Annotated in this window: 17 protein-coding genes; 10 read left to right on the top strand and 7 right to left on the bottom strand. The window is 66.9% G+C overall.

Going from position 1 to position 19594, the window contains the following annotated elements:
- Positions 1–26 precede the first annotated feature (26 nt).
- Entirely contained in the window at positions 27–1886 is a 1860-nt protein-coding gene (locus ACP3TD_RS14065; protein ID WP_426763662.1) for an ABC transporter ATP-binding protein, read from the top strand.
- A 1-nt stretch (position 1887) separates the two neighbouring features.
- On the opposite strand, the gene ACP3TD_RS14060 is transcribed toward ACP3TD_RS14065, so the two are convergent.
- From ACP3TD_RS14060 to ACP3TD_RS14045, 4 genes are read right to left on the bottom strand one after another with little or no spacing between them, the layout of a single operon-like run.
- Entirely contained in the window at positions 1888–2511 is a 624-nt protein-coding gene (locus ACP3TD_RS14060; RefSeq protein ID WP_426763660.1) for a hypothetical protein, read from the bottom strand.
- A 21-nt stretch (positions 2512–2532) separates the two neighbouring features.
- Complete coding sequence (locus ACP3TD_RS14055) at positions 2533–3180, bottom strand: hypothetical protein (protein ID WP_426763659.1); 648 nt, start codon at positions 3178–3180, stop codon at positions 2533–2535.
- Positions 3177–3809, bottom strand: a complete 633-nt coding sequence (locus ACP3TD_RS14050; RefSeq protein WP_426763657.1) for a hypothetical protein — start codon at positions 3807–3809, stop codon at positions 3177–3179. The genes ACP3TD_RS14055 and ACP3TD_RS14050 overlap by 4 nt, the downstream gene beginning before the upstream one ends.
- Before the next feature lie 51 nt (positions 3810–3860).
- Positions 3861–4754, bottom strand: a complete 894-nt coding sequence (locus ACP3TD_RS14045) for a WXG100 family type VII secretion target (RefSeq protein WP_426763656.1) — start codon at positions 4752–4754, stop codon at positions 3861–3863.
- Between the two features lie 172 nt (positions 4755–4926).
- Between ACP3TD_RS14045 and ACP3TD_RS14040 the strand changes: the two genes are divergently transcribed.
- The 7 genes from ACP3TD_RS14040 (at position 4927) to ACP3TD_RS14010 (ending at position 15998) form a co-directional block, all read left to right on the top strand.
- Positions 4927–6063, top strand: a complete 1137-nt coding sequence (locus tag ACP3TD_RS14040; RefSeq protein ID WP_091721788.1) for a GuaB3 family IMP dehydrogenase-related protein — start codon at positions 4927–4929, stop codon at positions 6061–6063.
- 105 nt (positions 6064–6168) lie between these two features.
- Positions 6169–7908, top strand: a complete 1740-nt coding sequence (locus ACP3TD_RS14035; protein ID WP_091721784.1) for a glycerol-3-phosphate dehydrogenase/oxidase — start codon at positions 6169–6171, stop codon at positions 7906–7908.
- A 39-nt stretch (positions 7909–7947) separates the two neighbouring features.
- On the top strand, positions 7948–8436 hold the full coding sequence (locus ACP3TD_RS14030; protein WP_426763654.1) for a PTS sugar transporter subunit IIA: 489 nt from the start codon (positions 7948–7950) through the stop codon (positions 8434–8436).
- Between the two features lie 71 nt (positions 8437–8507).
- Entirely contained in the window at positions 8508–9371 is an 864-nt protein-coding gene (locus ACP3TD_RS14025) for an SURF1 family protein (RefSeq protein ID WP_426763653.1), read from the top strand.
- Positions 9368–9871 (top strand): DUF3817 domain-containing protein, encoded by a 504-nt coding sequence (locus ACP3TD_RS14020; protein ID WP_091721776.1) that lies wholly within the window; start codon positions 9368–9370, stop codon positions 9869–9871. The genes ACP3TD_RS14025 and ACP3TD_RS14020 overlap by 4 nt, the downstream gene beginning before the upstream one ends.
- Before the next feature lie 131 nt (positions 9872–10002).
- Entirely contained in the window at positions 10003–11592 is a 1590-nt protein-coding gene (guaA, locus tag ACP3TD_RS14015) for a glutamine-hydrolyzing GMP synthase (protein WP_056075153.1), read from the top strand.
- Between the two features lie 170 nt (positions 11593–11762).
- On the top strand, positions 11763–15998 hold the full coding sequence (locus tag ACP3TD_RS14010; protein ID WP_426763651.1) for an AAA family ATPase: 4236 nt from the start codon (positions 11763–11765) through the stop codon (positions 15996–15998).
- Positions 15999–16053: 55 nt separating this feature from the next.
- Here the strand turns inward: ACP3TD_RS14010 and cpaB are convergent, their stop codons facing one another.
- The 3 genes from cpaB to ACP3TD_RS13995 all read right to left on the bottom strand — a co-directional run bounded on the left by cpaB (position 16054) and on the right by ACP3TD_RS13995 (position 17902).
- Positions 16054–16782 (bottom strand): Flp pilus assembly protein CpaB, encoded by a 729-nt coding sequence (gene cpaB / locus ACP3TD_RS14005; RefSeq protein ID WP_426763650.1) that lies wholly within the window; start codon positions 16780–16782, stop codon positions 16054–16056.
- A 117-nt stretch (positions 16783–16899) separates the two neighbouring features.
- Positions 16900–17160 (bottom strand): FmdB family zinc ribbon protein, encoded by a 261-nt coding sequence (locus ACP3TD_RS14000; protein ID WP_426763649.1) that lies wholly within the window; start codon positions 17158–17160, stop codon positions 16900–16902.
- A 121-nt stretch (positions 17161–17281) separates the two neighbouring features.
- A complete protein-coding gene (locus ACP3TD_RS13995; RefSeq protein WP_426763647.1) occupies positions 17282–17902 on the bottom strand; it encodes a 5-formyltetrahydrofolate cyclo-ligase in 621 nt (206 codons plus the stop codon).
- A 103-nt stretch (positions 17903–18005) separates the two neighbouring features.
- Here ACP3TD_RS13995 and galU point away from each other — a divergent pair, with 103 nt between their 5' ends.
- Both galU and ACP3TD_RS13985 read left to right on the top strand, forming a co-directional pair.
- Positions 18006–18911 carry a UTP--glucose-1-phosphate uridylyltransferase GalU gene (galU, locus tag ACP3TD_RS13990; RefSeq protein WP_426763645.1) on the top strand — a complete coding sequence of 302 codons (906 nt, stop codon included), beginning with the start codon at positions 18006–18008 and terminating at the stop codon, positions 18909–18911.
- Between the two features lie 4 nt (positions 18912–18915).
- Positions 18916–19536, top strand: coding sequence for a GNAT family N-acetyltransferase (locus ACP3TD_RS13985; protein ID WP_426763644.1), 621 nt, complete (start codon positions 18916–18918; stop codon positions 19534–19536).
- Positions 19537–19594 lie beyond the last annotated feature (58 nt).

Genomic DNA, 19594 nt, shown 5'->3' with positions numbered 1-19594 from the left:
GCTGCCTGCGGTAATAGGCTGATGGCATGTCCCAACCGAGCCATCCGCCCGAACTGAGCCCCAAACGCGAGCCCGCACGCAGGCTTGCCCTGCGGCCCTATGCCCGCGCGGTGGCCCAGGTCCTGAGGGTAAGCTTCCGGGCGTCCCCGGGGGCCGTGATCATGAAGGTGCTCGGCTCACTCATCTCCGCCGTCCTTCCGCTCGTCACCACCTACTTCGCGGCCCTCACCACCACAGCCCTGGCGGCCGCGTACGCGGGCGACGCCGGGGCGGGACAACGGGCCATCGTCTACGTTGTCATCACCGCAGTGCTCGGCCTTTTCTGGGGAGCCTTCACCAGTGTGGACCGCTACATCCAGCAGCTCATGAGCTTCAAGGTGGGAGCCATCGTCGGCGACCAGATGTATGAGCGGTTCCTGGCGCTGGAGTTCTGGCGCTACGACGACAAGGAAACGGTCGATCTTTACGACCGGGCCAAGCGCTTCTCGGATTCCTACGCACGGGTCCTGGACCGCATCGCGGCGATCTTCACACAGCTGGTCTCCGTCATCCTGGCGGTGGGGGCCCTGCTGCTGGTGAGCTGGTGGATAGCGGTGATCGTCCTGGTGGCCATCATCCCCAGCGTTTACCTGCAGTTCAAGCTGTCCCGTGAACAGATAGCGCACTGGAACACCCAGGTGGATTCCCGGCGGCAGCGGCGGATGATCGAAACCAACCTGCTCCGTCCCCAGCACATCGCCGAGATGCGGCTCTACGGCGTGGTCGGCTTCCTGATGGGCCTGAGGTCCCGCCTGCGCGACGCGGATGAACGGCGCCGGCTCGATTACCAGCGGCGCTATATTCCCCGCCAGCTGGCCGCCGACGCCCTCCAGTACGGTGCGGAGGTGGTTTCGCTGATCTGGGTGGTGGGCCAGATCATTGCGCACGCCCAGCCTGTGGGCCAGTTCCTCTACGTCCAGCAGATCGTCAGCCGGGCCCTGTCCACGGCGAACAACCTCGTCTCCTCGCTCAGCTCCATCGACGAGGACCTCGCCAACCTGAAGGATTACGAACTGTTCATGGACCTGCCCGTCCACTCCGGGCACGCCCCGCCGCTGCCGGCCGCTCCGCGCGAAGTGGAACTCCGGGACATCCGCTTCACCTACACGGGCAGCGACGTAGAGGTGATCCGCGGCATCAGCATGACCATACGGGAGGGCCAGCACATCGCCATCGTAGGGGAGAACGGCGCCGGCAAGTCGACGCTGATCCGCATCCTCGCGGGCCTCTACCGTCCGGATTCCGGGCAGGTGATGCTCGACGGCGTCGACCTCGCCGCGGTGGACGTCACCTCATGGCACCGGCACCTGGCGGTGCTCAGCCAGGAGTTCCTCAAGTACGAGTTCGCCACCGCCGCCGAGAACATCTACTTCGGGGATGTCCAAAGCCCCCGGGACGAGGCCAGGATCCGCCGCTCGGCGGCCGACGCGGAGGCGCTGGACTTCATCAACAAGCTCCCCAATGGCCTGGAGAACCATGTCAGCAACTGGATGGAGGACCCGCGTGGCCGCAAGGGGAGCGGCCTGTCCGGAGGCCAATGGCAGCGGCTGGCCATGGCCCGCAACTTCTACCGCGACGCAGCCTTCATGGTGATGGACGAACCCACATCAGCCATCGATGCCCTTGCCGAGCACCGGATCTTTACCAGGCTTTTCGCGGACCGCAGCAGCACCATCATCGCCATCAGCCACCGGCTCGCCACCATCGAGAAGGCGGACGTTGTCTACATGCTGGAGGACGGACAAGTGGTGGAGCAGGGAACACACAAGGAACTGGTGGCCCTCCGTGGCCGCTACTTCCGGATGTTCGAATCGCAGCTCACCGTGGATGAAGCCGGCCAGCCCTAAGTCAGCGCCGGACTGGATCGTGTGCTTCCAACACGGTGGTACGCACACGGGCGAGGCTGGGGCGGGGCGGCACGCTGCTGAACCCGAAGGTCACCGGAGGCACCACCGGAGCCAGCGCACCGGCGTCGGCCCCATCCCAGCTGACGACGGCGGACCTGACATGGTGGAGGTCGCTCACACCGTAGTACTCCAGCCTGCCGCTGCCGGCCGTACCGAATGTCTGCGCACCCGCAGCCACCAACGATGCGAGGGGGTTGACGGTGGCCAGCCAACGTGGATGCACGGCGAGCCGGTGCGGAAGCATTCTCAGCGCTGAACCCAGCAACGTCCTGCGCCCGGTCACCGCCCGTATAGCCAGCGGGCCGGCGTCGACCGACAGGATCCGGTCCGCCAGGACTGCGCGGACGTCAACCACCTGCACATCGTCAAACCGGTAGGTGGCGAAGATGAACTCCGCAATGGCTTCCGTGGGTGCCAACAGCAGCCTGTGGCCTGAGGGTTGCTGGACCATGACGTCCGCAAAGGCGCCGAAGGGGGAATGCTGCCACATGCCCACCACAGCACGGAGGCCAGATGAGGTACCGATCCCGGCAATGTGCCCGTCGAAGACCCAGCGATTGCGCATCGCGGTGTTCCCGCTACCGGCTCACAGCGGACCGTAGCCGGCGTTGCCGTGGGGATCCCGCCAAACGGCCAGATCTTCTTCCACCGCCCTCCGAAGCCCGGGGTTGGACTGAACCCGCAGCCTAAATGACTGCCGGGCACGGCCCATGACCGTGGAGGGGACCACGATGCACGCGACCAGGAGGGCCAGGAGCAGCACGAAGGCGCCCACAAGGGTGATGGCCGTGCCGTCACCCTTGGCCGCGGCGGAGGGCAGGTACAGAGCCTGGATCCCCGCGAGGGCAACTCCCAGGACCGACACCATGGCGATGCCGCCGCGGGCCGATCCCGGGCCACGGCTGATGAGGAGCCTGCCGGTATCCGGAAGTGAGCTGCGCACCCGTTTCCAGGACCACGCGCCGAGCAGCGTCAGTGCCGCTCCCAACGGGAGCAACACCAGTACCGGGGCCGGATGTCCGTACATGGCTGAAAAGAATGCGCCCGCAAGGGCCAGCACGGGTCCACCCGCGATCGCGCTGCTCCAACCGGCAGCGATGGTGCCTTGGGCATCTGCCAACTGCCGCAGCCGGGACGGTGCGTTCGGCGGGCTGACGCGGGCCAGTTCAGGCGAGAGCCAGTGGTCGAGCGAATGCGCGGGCGCGCCGGCGGGGAAAGGAATGTGATGTGTCATGCCGGGAGCAGGCCCAGTCCCCGGCGGAGCTGGTTCTCAAGGTCCTCCGGTTGCAGCGGCGCAGGGGCAGGCTTGGCGTCATCACCGGTGACGATCTCCAGGGAACCATCGGGCTCAGTCTTGATATGGACGGAGTGGAAGCTGCCGTCCGCGAGGTGCCTGCGGACCGTGCCGGCCGCCGGTCGTCCGTCCGGTGCCGTCCCAAGGTAGAACGTGACCATCTCGACGGCGGTGGTGAACATGCCCTCAGAGCCGGTCAGCGGTCGCAGTTCGTGGACACCGAACTTGCTGAGGCTGAGGACCAGTGCGCCGCCGTTCGAGCCGAACAGAAAGTAGACGTGTTCGGCTTTCGGGGTCACCAGGGCAACTTCCAGCCAGGCGTCGGAGTCCGCAAGGACCCCTGCCACGCTTGCGGCGGGGCCTGCCGGCACGAGGCTTTCCCCTTCAACGGTCATGAGTCCGCGTTCCAGGAGGGTAGCTACACCCGCCTGTTCGAGCGGCGCCCCGGCAGCGTGGTCAAGCCTGAAGAGACTCTGGCACTTCAGTGCGCCCGGCGTTCCGGCCAGGGCAACCAGTGCGATGAGTTCGTGTTCGGTAATGGGCAGGGGTGCGTCTTCTTGGATAGTCACAACAGCCTTAGGATCGACAGGTCTCGGGTCTTATTCTAGGGAAGCCTGCCCTCAGGTGAGCCAGCCCCACACCTTCTTGGCGCCGTCGGCTACGGCATCAATGGTTTTCTTTGCACCGTCAGCCACGGCATCCGCAGTCTTCTTGGCGGCATCTGCCACCATCTCCGAGGCCGAACCGTAGCCGAGGTTCGAGGCCAGCAGGCCCATGCCGCCCCACGCGATCCCGGCCACGGCGAAGAAGGGTCCTGCGCCCGGGATAAAGCTTCCGGCCGCCAGGACCGCGGAGACGCCTCCATCGATCGCCATTCCCGTATTGCCGCTCTCCAGGCCCTCTGCAAACTGGAGTCCGCCGGTGACGATGCCGAGGCCACCGGAAAGCCGGCCCAGCATGGATGTCCCGTTGAGGAGCTGTGTTCCGCGCACATAGCCGACCCCCGGCACCTGGGCGTATTGCGCGCTGAGCCAGGGCCAGTTGGTGAGCTTTGTTAGGAGCCCGCCCTTGGCCATGGTGGCAAGCAAGTTGTCCGTGTACAGCCCCGCGCCGGTCACGGCGGCGTTGGCGCCCCACCAGCCAGGGCTCGCGGCCACGCCGAGCACACTGTCCAGAGGGTTCGTCCCGGCAGTGTCCGGGGCAGTACTGCCCGGTCCCGACGTGGTGGGACCACCGGACGATCCGCCGGTGCTGGCGTTCTCCTGCTCATCGGCCTGGGTGAGGAGAGTCTTGGAGGCGTCAAGGAGGGACTGCGACGTCTGTTTCATCATGGGGCGCCACGTGTCGCTCCATTCACGGCGGAAGCGGCCCCCGTCGTTTCCCTTCCAGTCGATGGCCGATACCAGGCTGGTGATCTGGCGTTCGGTATCCATCAGGCGTGATCCGGAACGGTCCATGGATTTGGACAAGGACCGCAATTGTTCGATGTCGGCGCCATAGAGGCCAGGGGCCATGGTGGTTCTCCTCGGAAGCTGGGCACGGGAGCGTTCACCGAACCCCCGGCCCTAGGCTACGTGCTTGGTCCACGCCGCCGCCATGGGCAGCCCTGCCCATCCGGACCCCTGCTTGTCCGCGCCGGGCCCCGGCCAGGCGAAGCCACCGAACCTGCTGGGATAACCTAGAGCAGTGACTTACGAGATCGAGATTGGCCGTGGCAAGCGTGGGCGTCGTGCCTACTCCCTGGATGACATAGCTGTTGTCCCCAACCGTCGCACCCGTGACCCCAAGGACGTCTCGGTCTCGTGGCAGATCGACGCCTACCAGTTCAGCATGCCCGTCATCGCCGCCCCCATGGATTCAGCCATGTCTCCCAAGACTGCCATTGCGCTTGGGCGCCTCGGCGGACTGGGCGTCCTCGACCTCGAGGGCCTCTGGACCCGGTACGAGGACCCGCAGGCAGTCCTGGATGAAATCAGTGCCCTGGAGGACGAGACCAACAGCCCCGCCGTCACCGGCCGGATGCAGGAGCTCTACAAGGCCCCCATCCAGCCCGAACTCATCACGTCCCGCCTGGCCGAAATCCGTGAAGCCGGCGTCACCGTCGCCGGCGCCCTTACGCCGCAGCGCACCCAGGAGCACTACAAGACCGTCCTGGCCGCCGGCGTCGACATCTTCGTTATCCGCGGCACCACCGTGTCCGCCGAGCACGTCTCCAAGGACCACGAACCGCTGAACCTCAAGCAGTTCATTTACGAGCTCGACGTACCCGTGATCGTCGGCGGGGCCGCCGGCTACACGCCGGCCCTACACCTCATGCGCACCGGTGCCGCTGGTGTCCTGGTCGGCTTCGGCGGCGGGGCCACCACCACCACGCGCCGCGCGCTGGGGATCCACGCGCCCATGGCATCGGCGATTTCCGACGTCGCCGCCGCCCGCCGCGACTACATGGACGAGTCCGGCGGCCGGTACGTCCATGTCATTGCCGACGGCGGCATGGGCACCTCCGGCGATATCGTCAAGGCCATCGCCATGGGCGCCGACGCCGTCATGCTGGGCAGTGCCCTGGCCCGCGCCGAAGAAGCGCCGGGCAAGGGCTGGCACTGGGGCCAGGAAGCCCACCACCTGGAACTCCCGCGCGGGGACCGGGCCAACGTGGGAACCGTCGGGCCCATGGAGGAAGTCCTCTTCGGGCCCGGCCACCACACCAACGGAACGTCAAACCTCATCGGTGCGCTGCGCCGCTCCATGGCGACCACCGGCTACTCGGACCTGAAGGAATTCCAGCGGGTTGACGTCGTGGTTTCCCCCTACGAAGGAAACTGACACCCACGCATTCCGGCAGGGCGTCCAAAAGGGCGCCCTGCCCAAGCGTGCCCCAAGCAAGTAGGGTGGTTCTACTACCGGCACTTGAGGCACTGGAGGCGTTCAATGAAGACTGATCCTGCAGGCGGCGGGGCCCTGGGCCCGGAAGCCAGGGAAGCATCCATCCAGCGGCTGCGCGCCACGACGGAACCCGGCCAGGAGCTGGACATCCTGATTGTTGGCGGCGGGATCGTGGGAACCGGAGCGGCGCTGGACGCCGTCACCCGCGGCCTGAGCGTGGGCATCGTCGAGGCCAGCGACTGGGCGGCAGGAACGTCCTCCCGGTCATCCAAGCTCATCCACGGCGGCCTCCGCTACCTGGAGATGCTGGACTTCGCCCTGGTCAAGGAGGCGCTGCAGGAACGCGGGCTGCTGCTCTCCGAACTGGCGCCCCACCTGGCCAGGCCCGTTCCCTTCCTCTACCCGCTGACCAAGCCCTTCGTGGAACGGCCCTATGTGGGCGCGGGCATCGCCCTCTACGACGCCATGTCCGTTTCCAGCGGCCACAGCCGCGGCGTGCCCTTCCACAAGCATCTGTCCAGGCGCGGCACCCTGCGGGCTGCGCCGAGCCTGAAGAACGACGCGTTCGTGGGGTCCATCCGCTATTACGACGGGCAGGTGGATGACGCCAAGTACGTTGCCAACCTGGTCCGCACTGCCGCCCACTACGGGGCCCATGCCGTCAACCAGATGGCGGTGGTGGACTTCCTCCGCGAAGGCGAGCGGGTGGTGGGCGCCAAGGTGGAAAACCGCGAGGACGGCTCCCGGTTCAACGTCCGTGCCAAGCAGGTCATCAACGCCACGGGTGTCTGGACCGACGAAACCCAGGCCATGGTCACGGACCGCGGGCAACTGAAGGTCCGGGCGTCCAAGGGCATCCACCTGGTGGTGCCGAGGGACCGCTTCCAATCCACCGTCGGGCTGATCCTGCGCACGGAGAAATCCGTGCTGTTCGTCATCCCCTGGGGCAGGCACTGGATCATCGGCACCACGGACACGGACTGGCACCTGGACAAGGCCCACCCTGCAGCAACCAGCAAGGACATCGACTACATCCTCGAGCACGTCAACAAGGTCCTCAAGCGGCCGCTGACCCGGGAAGACGTCGAAGGCGTCTACGCGGGACTCCGGCCCCTGCTGGCCGGAGAGAACGACTCCACAGCGAAGCTCTCCCGCGAGCACGTCGTGGCCCACCCCGTGCCGGGGCTGGTGGTGGTGGCCGGCGGCAAATGGACCACCTACCGCGTGATGGCCAAGGACGCCGTGGACGAGGCCACCCGCACCATGGACGAACGGGTGCCGCCGAGCTGCACCGAGACCATCCCGCTGCTGGGGGCCAGCGGTTTCCGGGCAGCCTGGAACCGCCGTAACCGGACCGCCGAGGAAACGGGCGTGCACGTGGCCCGCATCGAGCACCTGCTGAACCGCTACGGCTCCATGACCCCGGAAGTCCTGGCCCTCATCGCAGAGAATCCGGAACTGGCCGAGCCTTTGCCGGGAGCGGACGACTATCTGCAGGCCGAAGCGGTCTACGCAGCCACCCACGAAGGCGCCCGGCACGTCCACGATGTCCTGACCCGGCGGACCCGCATTTCCATCGAGGCCTGGGACCGCGGCGTGTCCGCTGTTCCGGTTGTCGCTAAACTGATGGGTGACGTCCTCGGCTGGAGCGACGCTCAGCGCGAAAATGAGGTCCGGCACTACATTGCCCGGGTTGAGGCCGAACGGCTCAGCCAGGAACAGCCGGATGACGAATCCGCAGACGCCGCCCGCCTGGGCGTGGAAGACATCGTGCCCTTGCGCTAAGGGGTGGATGGCCGGCGCTGCTGACTGAAGGGACACGCCTTGGCGGAACCGCTTGACCCGTACGACGCCGAACTCACCACCCCGGACATGGTCATCCTGGAGCTGGAGGCCACGGACAAGGACGACGCCGCCACGCAGCTGTCCGAGCGGTTGTTCGCTGCCGGCCGGGTGTCCGACCTCGACGGGTTCCTCCGGCATGTCAACGCCAGGGAACACCAGCTCGCCACCGGACTCCCGGGCGGCATCGGCCTGCCGCATGCGCGCAGCGAGTTCGTCGCCCGTACCTCCATCGCCGTGGGCATCACCAAGTATGGCCATGCCCTGGACTTCGGCGCCGCCGACGGCCCGGCCACCGTGATCCTGCTCATCGCCACCCCCGCCAGTTCCTTCTCGGACCACCTCGAGGTCCTGGCCACGCTGGCGCGCTCGCTGTCCAAGGAATCGTTCCGCGAATCGCTGCGCCGGGCCTACGACGCAGAAGTGATCGCCGAACTCATCAACTCCAGCCTGGTGTTCTTCGACCACTGACCGGAGCCGGCGGGCGTGCCCGCAGCTCTGGCGTTTAGTTGTTCTACAGAACTACGAAGTACGGTTAAGACGTGTGGAAAACAGCCCTTAAGCCCCGATGGATTGCGGGATTCATCTTTGCGATTGCCGTGTCCGGGGTCTTCGTGCTGCTAAGCCAGTGGCAGTTCGGCCGCTCCACCAGCCCGGAAATGCCGGTGAACCCGGACACCGAGAAGGTCCAGCCGCTGACTGACACCCTCCAGCCCGGCGAGTTCTTCCACGGGTCCGACGCCGACCAGATGGTCAGTGCCACCGGCACCTATGATCCCGCCAAGCAGGTCCTGGTCCCCGGCCGCCTGCACGACGGGAAGTCCGGCTACTGGGTTGTCTCCGCTTTCTCTGTGGACGGCGCACCCGCCCTGACCGGTGCCGCTGCATCACCCCGGACCTGGATCCCGGTGGCCCGCGGATGGGTGGCCGACGCCGCTGACGCGACCGCGCCGCCGTCGGGCCCCGTGCAGGTAACCGGACGGCTCCTGCCCTCCGAAGCGCCCGTGGCCGGTAAGGCCGCCAACCCCGGCGAAGCCACGGCGGTCTCCGTGGCGGAACTCATCAACGACTGGGAAATCAGCAGCTACCCGGGCTTCGTGGCGGCCACCGCCGAGCTTTCCGGGGGAGCGGACGTCAGCGCCGCCGCCGTGCCGGGCAACCTCCTGCCGCTGGAGATCGGTCCGCAGCCGCCCGCGCAGCAGATTAACTGGCTCAACCTCTTCTACTCCCTGGAATGGGTGGTCTTTGCCGGGTTCGCATTCTTCATCTGGTGGCGCCTGGTCAAGGACGATTACCACCGGGACCTCGAGGATGCACTCGAGAGCCACGCCGAACCGCATGAACCAGAACAGCAGCCAGGGACCACCCGGCAGCCTGAACACACCGAGCAAAAGGTACAGCCATGATTGATCCGAAGCCGGCCACCGGAAACGAAACGGCCGGGAAGGCCGCCCCCAGGAAGCGCCGGTTCGGCGGCACCGAGGCGCAGATCCGGTCGGCCCTGAAGTTCTACAAGGTGCTGGCCTACCTGACCGGCGCCATGCTGCTGCTCCTGTGTGCCGAGCTCGTGGCACGGTACGGCTTCGGGCAGTACCTCTTCGCCGGCGGCACCAACGCCACCACCGGCCAGCCCTTCGGCTTCGGTTTTGCCGACGCCGAGCCGCCGGGGGTCCTCAACGGCGTCAACCTGTCCATCACGGTGCTGATCGTCCACGGCTGGATGTACGTGGTGTACCTGATTTCTAACTTCCGGCTCTGGTCCCTCATGCGCTGGCCGTTCCTCAAGCTGATCCTGCTGGCCCTGGGCGGCGTGGTCCCGTTCCTCTCCTTCATCGTCGAGAAGAAGTTCCATGCCGAGGTGGAAGCCGAGCTTGCCGCAAACCCGCAGGCGCCGCAGCGGTACTGAACCCCGGCGCTGCTGACCTTCGGCGCTGCACCGCCGGCAGCTGTGCCGCCCAGCCGCCGTCGGACGTTTGCTCCGTCACAGCGCGGCGTCTCAAGGTGCGCCGGTGCAACGCCGCAACGTAGGCTATTACGGTGACTACTCCCACTGCATCCCAGACTTCCCAGAAGCCGGTGCTGGTTGTTGACTATGGAGCCCAGTACGCGCAGCTGATTGCCCGCCGCGTCCGGGAAGCGAATGTGTATTCGGAAGTGGTTCCGCATACCTACACCACCGAACAGCTCCTCGCCAAGAACCCTGCCGCGATCATCCTTTCCGGCGGACCTTCCAGCGTTTATGCCGACGGCGCCCCCAGCGTGGGTGCCGACCTCTTTGAAGCCGGCGTACCCGTCTTTGGCATCTGCTACGGCTTCCAGGCCATGGCCAACGCGCTGGGCGGCAAGGTGGATAAGACCGGCCTCCGGGAATACGGCTCCACCCAGACCACCATCCTGGGCGAGGGACGCTCCGTGCTTGAGGGCATGCCCCAGCACCAGAACACCTGGATGAGCCACGGCGACTCCGTCCACGCGGCGCCGGACGGCTTCGAGGTCCTGGCCACGACGGCCGGCGCCGAGGTTGCAGCCTTCGCCAACGAAGAAAAGTGCCTCTACGGCGTGCAGTGGCACCCCGAGGTCAAGCACTCGGCCTACGGCCAGCAGGTGCTGGAGAACTTCCTCTTCAAGGGCGCCAAGATCGAGCCCAACTGGACCACGGGGAACATCCTCGAAGAGCAGGTTGAGCGCATCCGCAACCAGATCGGCGATGCCCGGGTCATCTGCGGCCTCTCCGGCGGCGTCGATTCCGCCGTCGCAGCGGCCCTGGTCCAGCGCGCCGTGGGCGACCAGCTCACCTGTGTGTTCGTTGACCACGGACTCCTCCGCGAAGGCGAAGCTGAGCAGGTGGAACGCGACTTCGTTGCTGCCACCGGCGTCAAGCTCTACATCGCGAACGAGCAGGAGCGCTTCCTCTCCGCACTGGCCGGCGTGAGCGATCCCGAAACCAAGCGCAAGATCATCGGCCGCGAGTTCATCCGCGCCTTCGAAGAAGCCGAACTGGCCATCATCGCCGAGGCCGCCGCGCACGGTGAAAAGATCAAGTTCCTGGTCCAGGGCACCCTGTACCCTGACGTCGTCGAATCCGGCGGCGGCGAAGGTGCAGCAAACATCAAGAGCCACCACAACGTGGGCGGCCTCCCCGAGGACCTGCAGTTCGAGCTCGTGGAGCCGCTGCGGGCCCTGTTCAAGGACGAGGTCCGCGCCGTGGGCGCCCAGCTGGGACTGCCCCAGGAGATCGTGGGACGCCAGCCGTTCCCGGGCCCCGGACTGGGCATCCGGATCGTCGGCGACGTCACCAAGGAGCGGCTGGACCTGCTGCGCAAGGCCGACGCCATCGCCCGCGCCGAGCTGACCGCCGCAGGCCTGGACAACGAGGTGTGGCAGATGCCCGTCGTACTGCTGGCAGATGTCCGCAGCGTCGGCGTCATGGGCGACGGCCGCACCTACGGCCACCCCATCGTCCTGCGCCCGGTCTCGTCCGAAGACGCCATGACCGCTGACTGGTCACGCCTGCCCTACGACCTCCTGGCCCGGATCTCCAACCGGATCACCAATGAGGTGGACGGCGTCAACCGCGTCGTGCTGGACGTCACCAGCAAGCCACCGGGAACCATCGAGTGGGAATAGCATCCTGAAGTGGCCGGCCTCCGTTAACGGGGGCCGGCCACTTCTGTCTTGCCGCTGTCTCCGGCCACGGTGGTGAATCTCCCGGGCGCCGCCTGTGAAATCTCCCCTATTTCGCGGCTCCAGTGTTGCGGTCTCTCAGTCCGGCCGCGGAAGCGGCTACTCTCGAACCTATGCCGGTATGGTCCAGGGCGTCACGTGCAAACGCAGAAAAGAAGGCAGAAGTGTCAGTTGGTCAAGGCCACCCGGAAGGCTCGGAAGAGCTTCGCAAATGGCTGTCCGGGCTCAAACCCGTCACCGGGGCAGACACAATGCTGCGCTTCACCAAGACGCCCGAAGGTTCCATAGACCTCACCTCGGCCCACCCCTCAGGCCTGGCCCAGCTCATGGCCGGGCGCCGCACCCGCCTGTCAACACTGATCCGCGATCAGCAGCAGTACGTGGTGGCAGCCAGGGCATCCCGCAACATCCGGTCCAAGATCTTCGAACTGTCCAATGACCGCGGCATCGACGCCGGGTACCTCTCCGCGGGCACCGTGGTGTGGACATCCGCCGTCGGAGGTAAACCGCAACGGGTGTCCGCGCCCGTGATGCTCACGGCGATCTCCCTCACCGTCCGGCCCGGGGAAGACGACTACGAGCTCCAGCTGACGGAGCAGGCACACATTAACCCCGCGTTGGTCCGCCACCTGAAGTCCGTCCACGGCATTGTCTTCGACGTCAACGCCGTCACCCGCCTCGCGTACAGCACAGCGCGTTTCGATCCCCAGCCCGTCCTGGACCGGCTGGGAACCCTCATCCGGCCCATCCACGGCGCCGAAGCGCAGCACAACCTGCTGGTGTCCACGTTCGCTGACCTCTCCGGGAACCTTGACGACCCGTGGATCAATGACTCCAACCCGCTTGTCTCCGCGCTGGCCACGGCCGGCGGCGGGGAAGTGGTGGATGTCGAAGCCCCGGACCCCTCCCGCTTCCCGCCGCTGGACAGCCGGCATCCCCAGGACGAACTGCTCCTCCTGGACGCGGACACGGACCAGCAGTACGTGGTGGACGCCGCCCGCGCCGGCGACTCGCTGGTGGTCAGCAGCCCGCCCGGAACTGGGCAGACGCAAACAGCCATCAACACCATCGGCGCCCTGGTGGACGCCGGCCGGACCGTCCTGGTGGTGGGGGACCGGCGCGCCAGCCTGAACGAGGTTTCCGGCCAGCTCGAAGCCCTGGGCCTCGAATCGATCCTGTTCCAGTTGTCCGGGAACGTCACAGCGCAGCAGCTGAAATCGCAGCTGGTCCGCGCCATTGTCCGGAACGAAAAGTCCCTCAAGCCACAGCTGGGGAACCTGCACAGCACGCTGACCGAACACCGCCACGCGCTGATGGACCATGTGGCGTCCCTGCACAATGTCCGCGACCGGTGGGGCTGCTCGCCTTACCAGGCCATGCAGTCGCTTGCCGAGCTGACTTCCATCCATCCCGCGCCCGCCACCACTGTGCGGCTGAAGCGGAGCGTCCTGGACAGCATCCGCGACCGCGAGGAACTCGCCGGCCGGTTGCAGCGCGCAGCAGAGTTGGGCAGTTTCAGCAAGGCGTCCACTAACAGTCCGTGGCATGGCGCCCGGCTCCTGACGCGCAAGGAAACGGAAGAAGCCCAGGACCTGGTCCGGGCCATCGCAAAGAGCCTCCCCGTGCTCCGGGAGCGGATGAACGCCGTGGCCGAGCACGCAGAAATCCGTCTTGGTGAATCGTTCGCCGAGTGGGGCGAGCAGCTGGAGCTGCTGGTCGCCGTGCGTGGAAGCCTAGACAAGTTCACACCGGATATCTTCGACCGGCCGGTCACCGACCTCATTTCCGCAACCGCACCCTCGGCGTGGCGGCGGGAACGCGGGATCGAGATGACCTCCATGCAGCGGTCGCGGCTCCGCCGGGTGGCCAAGGAGTATGTCCGGCCGGGCGTCCACATCGCAGACCTGCACACGTCCCTGATCCTGGTCCAGGAACAGCGGGCCCGCTGGGCAGGCTACGCCACCACCCAGCGGCACCCTGCCGTCCCGTCAGGGCTGGCGGAGATGAACGCCCTGTACCGCGAGCTGGACCAGGAGCTTGCGAGCCTTGGTGAATGCCTGAAGCACACAGCCGGGGGCGGGGCGCTGTCCACCGTCCGCTATGAAGTCCTCCTGGAGCGGCTGGAACGGTTGGTGGCCGACACTGACACGCTCAAGACGCTGCCCGAGCGAACGCTCCTTGTGGAGAACATGCGCGAGCACGGCCTCGGCGAGCTCCTGGCCGACCTCGCCGAACGTGAGGTTCCCGCCGGATCGGTGGCTGCCGAACTTGAACTGGCCTGGTGGCAGTCAGCCCTCGAGGCCATGATCAGCGGCGACGACTACCTTGCAATGTCCGACGGCGATGCCTTGCGCCAGCTCGAAGCCGAGTACCGGCTCGCGGACAACGCCCACATCGCCAGCGGGGCAGCACGCCTGCGCTGGGACCTGGCCGAGCGCTGGAGGGAAGCCATCGGGGACCAGCCCCGGCAGGCCGGCCTCCTGCGCAGCCTGCTCAAGGACGGCCGGGTCTCACTGCCCGCGCTGACCGCCCAGGCGCCGGACCTGATCGGCACGCTGGTGCCCGTCTGGTCGGTGAGCCCCTACCTCATGAGCGGGCTGCTGCCCGCGGAACAGCACTTCGACGCCGTGGTGATCCTCGACGCCGAAGCCACAAGCCTGCAGGCGGTCCTGCCTTCCATTGCCCGAGCGCGGCAGGTCATTGCCTTCGGCGATGCCCGGATCGCCAGTCCCCGCAGCTTCACCGTGGGGGTGGAGCGGCTTGCGCCCGGCGAGTCCGCGCACCAGCGGGTCGAGAGCGCCTTCAAAGCCCTCGCCGCCGTGCTGCCGGTGTGGCAGCTCACCAACGTCTACCGCGGGGTGGACGAGGACCTGGTGCTGCAGCTGAGCAGGAACTTTTACGACGGCGGACTCCGCCGCCTTCCCGAGGGGCAGTCGGCCACCGGGCTGGACCGGTCTTTGCTCGTGGAGTACCTGCCGGACGGCACCGGCCTGCCCAGCGCCGACCACGAGGGCGTCGAGTCCGTTGTGGCCGAGGTAAACCGCGTGGTGGAACTGGTGTTCGAGCACGCTCGGCTGCGGCCCAGGACGTCCCTGGCGGTTGTCACAGCAAGCCTGCGGCATGCCGCGAGGATCGGCGAGTCCATTCGGCTCCAGTTGCCCAACTACCCCGGGCTGGCCAGTTTCTTTGGAGCGGGGCCGGAGTCCTTCCGGGTTGTTGACCTTGAACGGGCGCAGGGCCTGGTGCGTGACCATGTCATTTTCTCGCCTGGCTACGGGCGCACACCCCATGGGCGGGCCCTTCACAACTTCGGACCGCTGTCCGCCGAGGACGGCCGGGAGAAGTTCGCGCTGGCCATGACCCGCGCCCGCCGTTCCATCCATGTCCTGACGTGCTTCCGCCCGGAGGACCTGGACCATACCAGGCTGTCCTACGGTGCCCTGGACCTGTACGCGCTGCTTGACCGGGAGATTTCGGGGAACACGGACCTCGGGACTCCGGCGTCCCGGGCGGCTGCCAGCGAGCAGGCGCTCGGCGCCGACCCGCTTGTTGCCGACCTTGGCGACAGGCTTCGTGCACGCGGTGCCCGGGTGTGGCACCAGTACGACGGCGTAATCGACGTGGTGGCGGCCGCAGACCCGCTGGGCACCATGGGCCAGGATGAGGCAGACCTCCCCTGGCCGGTGGCGATCGAGTCCGACGGCACCGAGCAGTACCGCACCATGAGCGTCCGTGAGCGCAGCCGGCTGCGCCCGCAGATGCTGGAGCGGCTGGGGTGGCGGTACATGCCGCTGTGGACCATTGAGGTGTTCACCGATCCTTCGGCCTGCGCGGACCGGATTGCAGGGTACCTGGGGCTGGAACGGGTGGCTCTTCCGGGCCGCTCGGCAGAGTCCGCCGGTTTCCTTGACGACGACGTCCATCAGGCGCTGAATGGAATCGACGCTGCGCAGCCCGCTTCGGTCCCGTACCCGGGCCCGAACGGGTCGGGGTTCCGGCGTGACGCCTTGAGGGGCGAGGAACGCCAGGAATCCCAGGACAATTCAGATTCAGCCGGCGCCGATGACGCCGTTGCAGGACCAGACAGTGAGGAGGCGGGCACCGTGACCCCGAATGATGCCGTGAACGCCGTGGATGTTGAGAGCGCCGTGGACACGACCGATACCGGGAGCGCCGCAAGTTCGGGCGATGCCGCGGACACGGAAGAGACCGGCTCACCGGCTGCGCGCGGCCAAGTAGAGGGCGTACTGCCCAAGACCGCCGCGGAAGATGACCCGCGGGCCTGGGGCGATCGCGACGACGACCACGACGCGTGGTTGAAGGAGCAGAAGCCCCCGCACTGGGGCTGACGGCCCATAGCCCTGCCAACGTGATGGCAGGCCCTGCCGGGCACGGCAGGGCCGGTCACGACGGCGGTCCCACCAGGACGAAGAACAATTTGCCCTGCGTGGACGCCCCTGCCAGCCGCGCTGACTGTTCAGCTGTGGCTGCCACCACGATCAGCCCGTCGGTTTCGGCGGTGCCCAGCCATTGTCCGCCCTGGCCACCTTTGGCTGCGGTCCAGAGGACGGGGACTCCGGCGGCCAGGACTTCCGATGGCCCCTGCTGATCGAACCCGTTTCCGGATGTCAGGACGACGTTCACCAGTTGCCCGGGCGAAACCAATTGGATGGACGAGGCATCGGCCATCCGCAACGGAACGGCAGCCGATCCCGGGGGAGTACCGGTGAGAAGCCCGGGACCCAGGAGCTGGACATCGGTAACCAGCTGCCCTTTTCGCAGCGGCGTTGCCAACTGTTTGCCTGCCGCCTCCGACTGCTCGCTCAGCACGCCTTCGGACACCAGGCCGGGCGGTACCAGCACCGGAACAAGGTCCGAGGCCGTGACAGCCGTTCCGGCGGGCAAGTCCCTCGCTGCGGACAGGGCTGTGGCAGTGTCGGCCGGCGCAGGGGTCAGCTGATGGACAGTCATGGACGCCGCTGCGCAGAGCAGCAGGGCAACAGCCAGGCGCCGGTTGCGGTTGAGCAACCCGCCCACGCGGGTCAGCGGGCTGCCGCGCCGGGACGAGGCAACTCCCTTTTTGGCTTGGAAGACGGACGGTCTGCGGTGGGCACGGAGGGGATGTGCAGGCATGCCTTCACGCTAGGCGGGCAGGCATGGCAGGCGACAGCGGCCCCGATCCTATGTGGACAACATGGTGCTGTCTTCAGGTCCCGGGCCGCGGTCAGCCCGAGTGTGGTGTGGCCGGTGTCAGCTGGCGGCAGCCGCCGGTGCGGGTGCCGGAGCAGGGGCTGCCGGGGCCGCGGGTGATGGGGACACGGTGCTGCCCTTGGAGTCGCGGGAGTCGGTGCGGTAGAAGCCCGATCCCTTGAAGACGACGCCCACGCTGTTGAACTTCTTGCGCAGCGTGCCTTCGCATTCCGGGCAGGACGTCAGCGAACTGTCCGAGAATGACTGGACGATGTCAAAAGCATGGCCGCAATCCTTGCAGGCGTAAGCATATGTTGGCACTGGTGCTCCTCCTCTTGGGCAAACGAGAGGTCCCGTGCTGCCACCCGTTCCACTGGTGGTCCGTTAGCAGTCGCAGGGCCTGAGTGCTAATTCTATCATCCCCGTCCACCGGCGTCCGGGGTCAGGGAGCGCCTGCCAGGACCCGCAGTCCGCCCGGAGTCAGGACGGCCGGAACGGGACGGTCGAACTCCTCGGCGGGGATCCGCCCGGCAGGCAGGAGTTCTTCGTCGTAGATAACAGCGGCAAGCGGAATATGCTTCCCGGCAGTGTCCAAATGGCCCAGGAATTTGTCGTAGTAGCCTCCGCCCTGGCCGATCCGGTTACCGGCATGATCAACGGCCGTGGCCGGAATGAACAGCCCGGACGCCCCGCCGGCCACATCCGGCCCGTGTCGCGGCCCGTCAGGTTCCATGACGGGCGCGTAGCGGCTGCGCGCAAACGGGATGCCGGGAGACCAGAACACCCAGCTCAGTTCGCGCGCGGGTTCGCACACCGGCAGCAGGACGCGGTGTCCGCGTGCGTGGAGGGCCTGGATCAGCGGCAGTGTGGGGGGTTCGACGCCGACGCCAAGGTAGACGCAGAAGGTTGCGGCCGCGCCGTCCGCAAGGGAGCCGGCCCAGGCTGTGCCATGTTCCGCCAGGGCGTTGCCGGCCTCCTCCAGGGCCGCCGGAGACAGTTCCGCGCGGCGGGCACGGTGGGCGGCCCGGATGCCGTCCTTGGCGCCGGTCTGGTGTTCAGTCATGGGTTTTCCCTCCATCGCCGCGGGCGGCGGGTTCATGTGCAGGTCTGCGCCGGGGCAGGACCGCTGATTACTTAATGCTTGCCGCTGACGCTAGATTAGTGCGGTGACTACCAGTAACCCGAGAGTTCGCAAAGCCGTCATCCCCGCTGCGGGGCTGGGTACCCGGTTCCTTCCCGCCACCAAGGCTATGCCCAAGGAAATGCTTCCGGTGGTGGACAAGCCTGCCATCCAGTACGTCGTGGAGGAAGCCGTTGGCGTCGGGCTCAACGATGTCCTGATGATTACGGGACGCAACAAGCGGGCGCTCGAGGACCACTTTGACCGTGTCCCGTCGCTCGAGTCCGCCCTCTCGGACAAGGGTGACACCAAGAAGCTGGAGTCCATCCAGGCCGCCAGCAACCTCGGCGACATCCACTACGTCCGCCAGGGCGACCCCAACGGGCTCGGCCACGCCGTGTTGCGGGCCCGCCAGCATGTGGGCAACGAGCCTTTTGCCGTGCTCCTCGGTGATGACCTGATTGATGCCCGGGACGAGCTCCTGGGAACCATGATCGACGTGCAGGCAAAGACCGGCGGTTCGGTGGTTGCGCTGATCGAGGTGGATCCGTCCCAGATCAGCGCCTACGGCTGCGCGGACATCGAGGAGATCGACGGCGAAGGCTACGTCCGGATCAACAGGCTCGTTGAGAAGCCTGCAGTGGACGAGGCACCGTCCAACCTGGCAGTCATCGGCCGCTATGTGCTGCACCCCGCCGTCTTCGACGTGCTGGAGGAAACCGGCCCCGGCCGTGGCGGCGAGATCCAGCTGACCGACGCCCTGCAGGAACTTGCCACAGGCGAGGGCGAAGGCTACGGCGTCTACGGTGTGGTGTTCCGCGGCCGCCGCTACGACACCGGCGACAAACTGAGCTACCTGAAGGCCTGCGTGCAGCTGGCCGTCGACAGTGATGATCTGGGCCCAGGCCTGCGGGAGTGGTTGCCGGGCTTCGCCGCCCAACTTTCCAAGTAGCATCGTGCGCTTCGGTCCCATCTGGCCGGCCACGCTTGAGTGCGGTGACCTGGTCCTTCGGCCCATCCGCTACCGCGACCGGAAAGAATGGACCGAAGTGCGGTCACGGAACAGCCAGTGGCTTGCGCCGTGGGAAGCGTCCAATCCGGATCCACGCGGCGGGTTGCCGGACTACCGACAGATGGTACGTTCGCTGAATTCGCAGGCGGCCCAGTCCACGGCGTTGCCGTTCCTCATTACGGAGCGGGTGGCCGGCAGCCGGACCCCGCACATCGTGGGCCAGCTGACGGTGTCATCCATCCTCTGGGGCTCGGCAATGATGGCCACGCTGGGTTACTGGGTGGACCAGGCCCGGGCGGGCCGGGGGATTGCTCCCACAGCGGTGGCCCTGGTGACAGACCACTGCTTCCAGACCCTTGGGCTGCACCGGATGGAAATCAACATCCGGCCCGAAAACGGACCCAGCCTGAGGGTGGTGGAGAAGCTGGGCTTCCGCGACGAAGGGTACCGGCCCCGGTATCTTCACATCAACGGTGAGTGGGCTGACCACCGGTCCTTTGCGCTGACCTCCGAGGAAGTCCCGGACGGCCTGTTGCCACGTTGGTTGTCGTCCCGGCCGTCTTAATTCCACTCATTTGGCAACCGCCCTGCGACACACCGCAGCCAATGCCACTGTGGCAGTG

The organism is Pseudarthrobacter sp. 1G09, assembly GCF_050038305.1.
GTDB classification, from domain to species: domain Bacteria; phylum Actinomycetota; class Actinomycetes; order Actinomycetales; family Micrococcaceae; genus Arthrobacter; species Arthrobacter equi.
Note: the sequence above shows the minus strand (reverse complement) of the source record. Positions and strands in the feature narration are given on the sequence as shown.

Bases quoted from the DNA above. Each gene is read 5' to 3' on its own strand.
- ACP3TD_RS14065 (WP_426763662.1), top strand. From the start codon at position 27: ATGTCCCAACCGAGCCATCCGCCCGAACTGAGCCCCAAACGCGAGCCC.
- ACP3TD_RS14060 (WP_426763660.1), bottom strand. From the start codon at position 2,511: ATGCGCAATCGCTGGGTCTTCGACGGGCACATTGCCGGGATCGGTACC.
- ACP3TD_RS14055 (WP_426763659.1), bottom strand. From the start codon at position 3,180: ATGACACATCACATTCCTTTCCCCGCCGGCGCGCCCGCGCATTCGCTC.
- ACP3TD_RS14045 (WP_426763656.1), bottom strand. From the start codon at position 4,754: ATGGCCCCTGGCCTCTATGGCGCCGACATCGAACAATTGCGGTCCTTG.
- ACP3TD_RS14035 (WP_091721784.1), top strand. From the start codon at position 6,169: ATGAAGACTGATCCTGCAGGCGGCGGGGCCCTGGGCCCGGAAGCCAGG.
- ACP3TD_RS14020 (WP_091721776.1), top strand. From the start codon at position 9,368: ATGATTGATCCGAAGCCGGCCACCGGAAACGAAACGGCCGGGAAGGCC.
- ACP3TD_RS14010 (WP_426763651.1), top strand. From the start codon at position 11,763: ATGCCGGTATGGTCCAGGGCGTCACGTGCAAACGCAGAAAAGAAGGCA.
- cpaB (WP_426763650.1), bottom strand. From the start codon at position 16,782: ATGCCTGCACATCCCCTCCGTGCCCACCGCAGACCGTCCGTCTTCCAA.
- ACP3TD_RS13995 (WP_426763647.1), bottom strand. From the start codon at position 17,902: ATGACTGAACACCAGACCGGCGCCAAGGACGGCATCCGGGCCGCCCAC.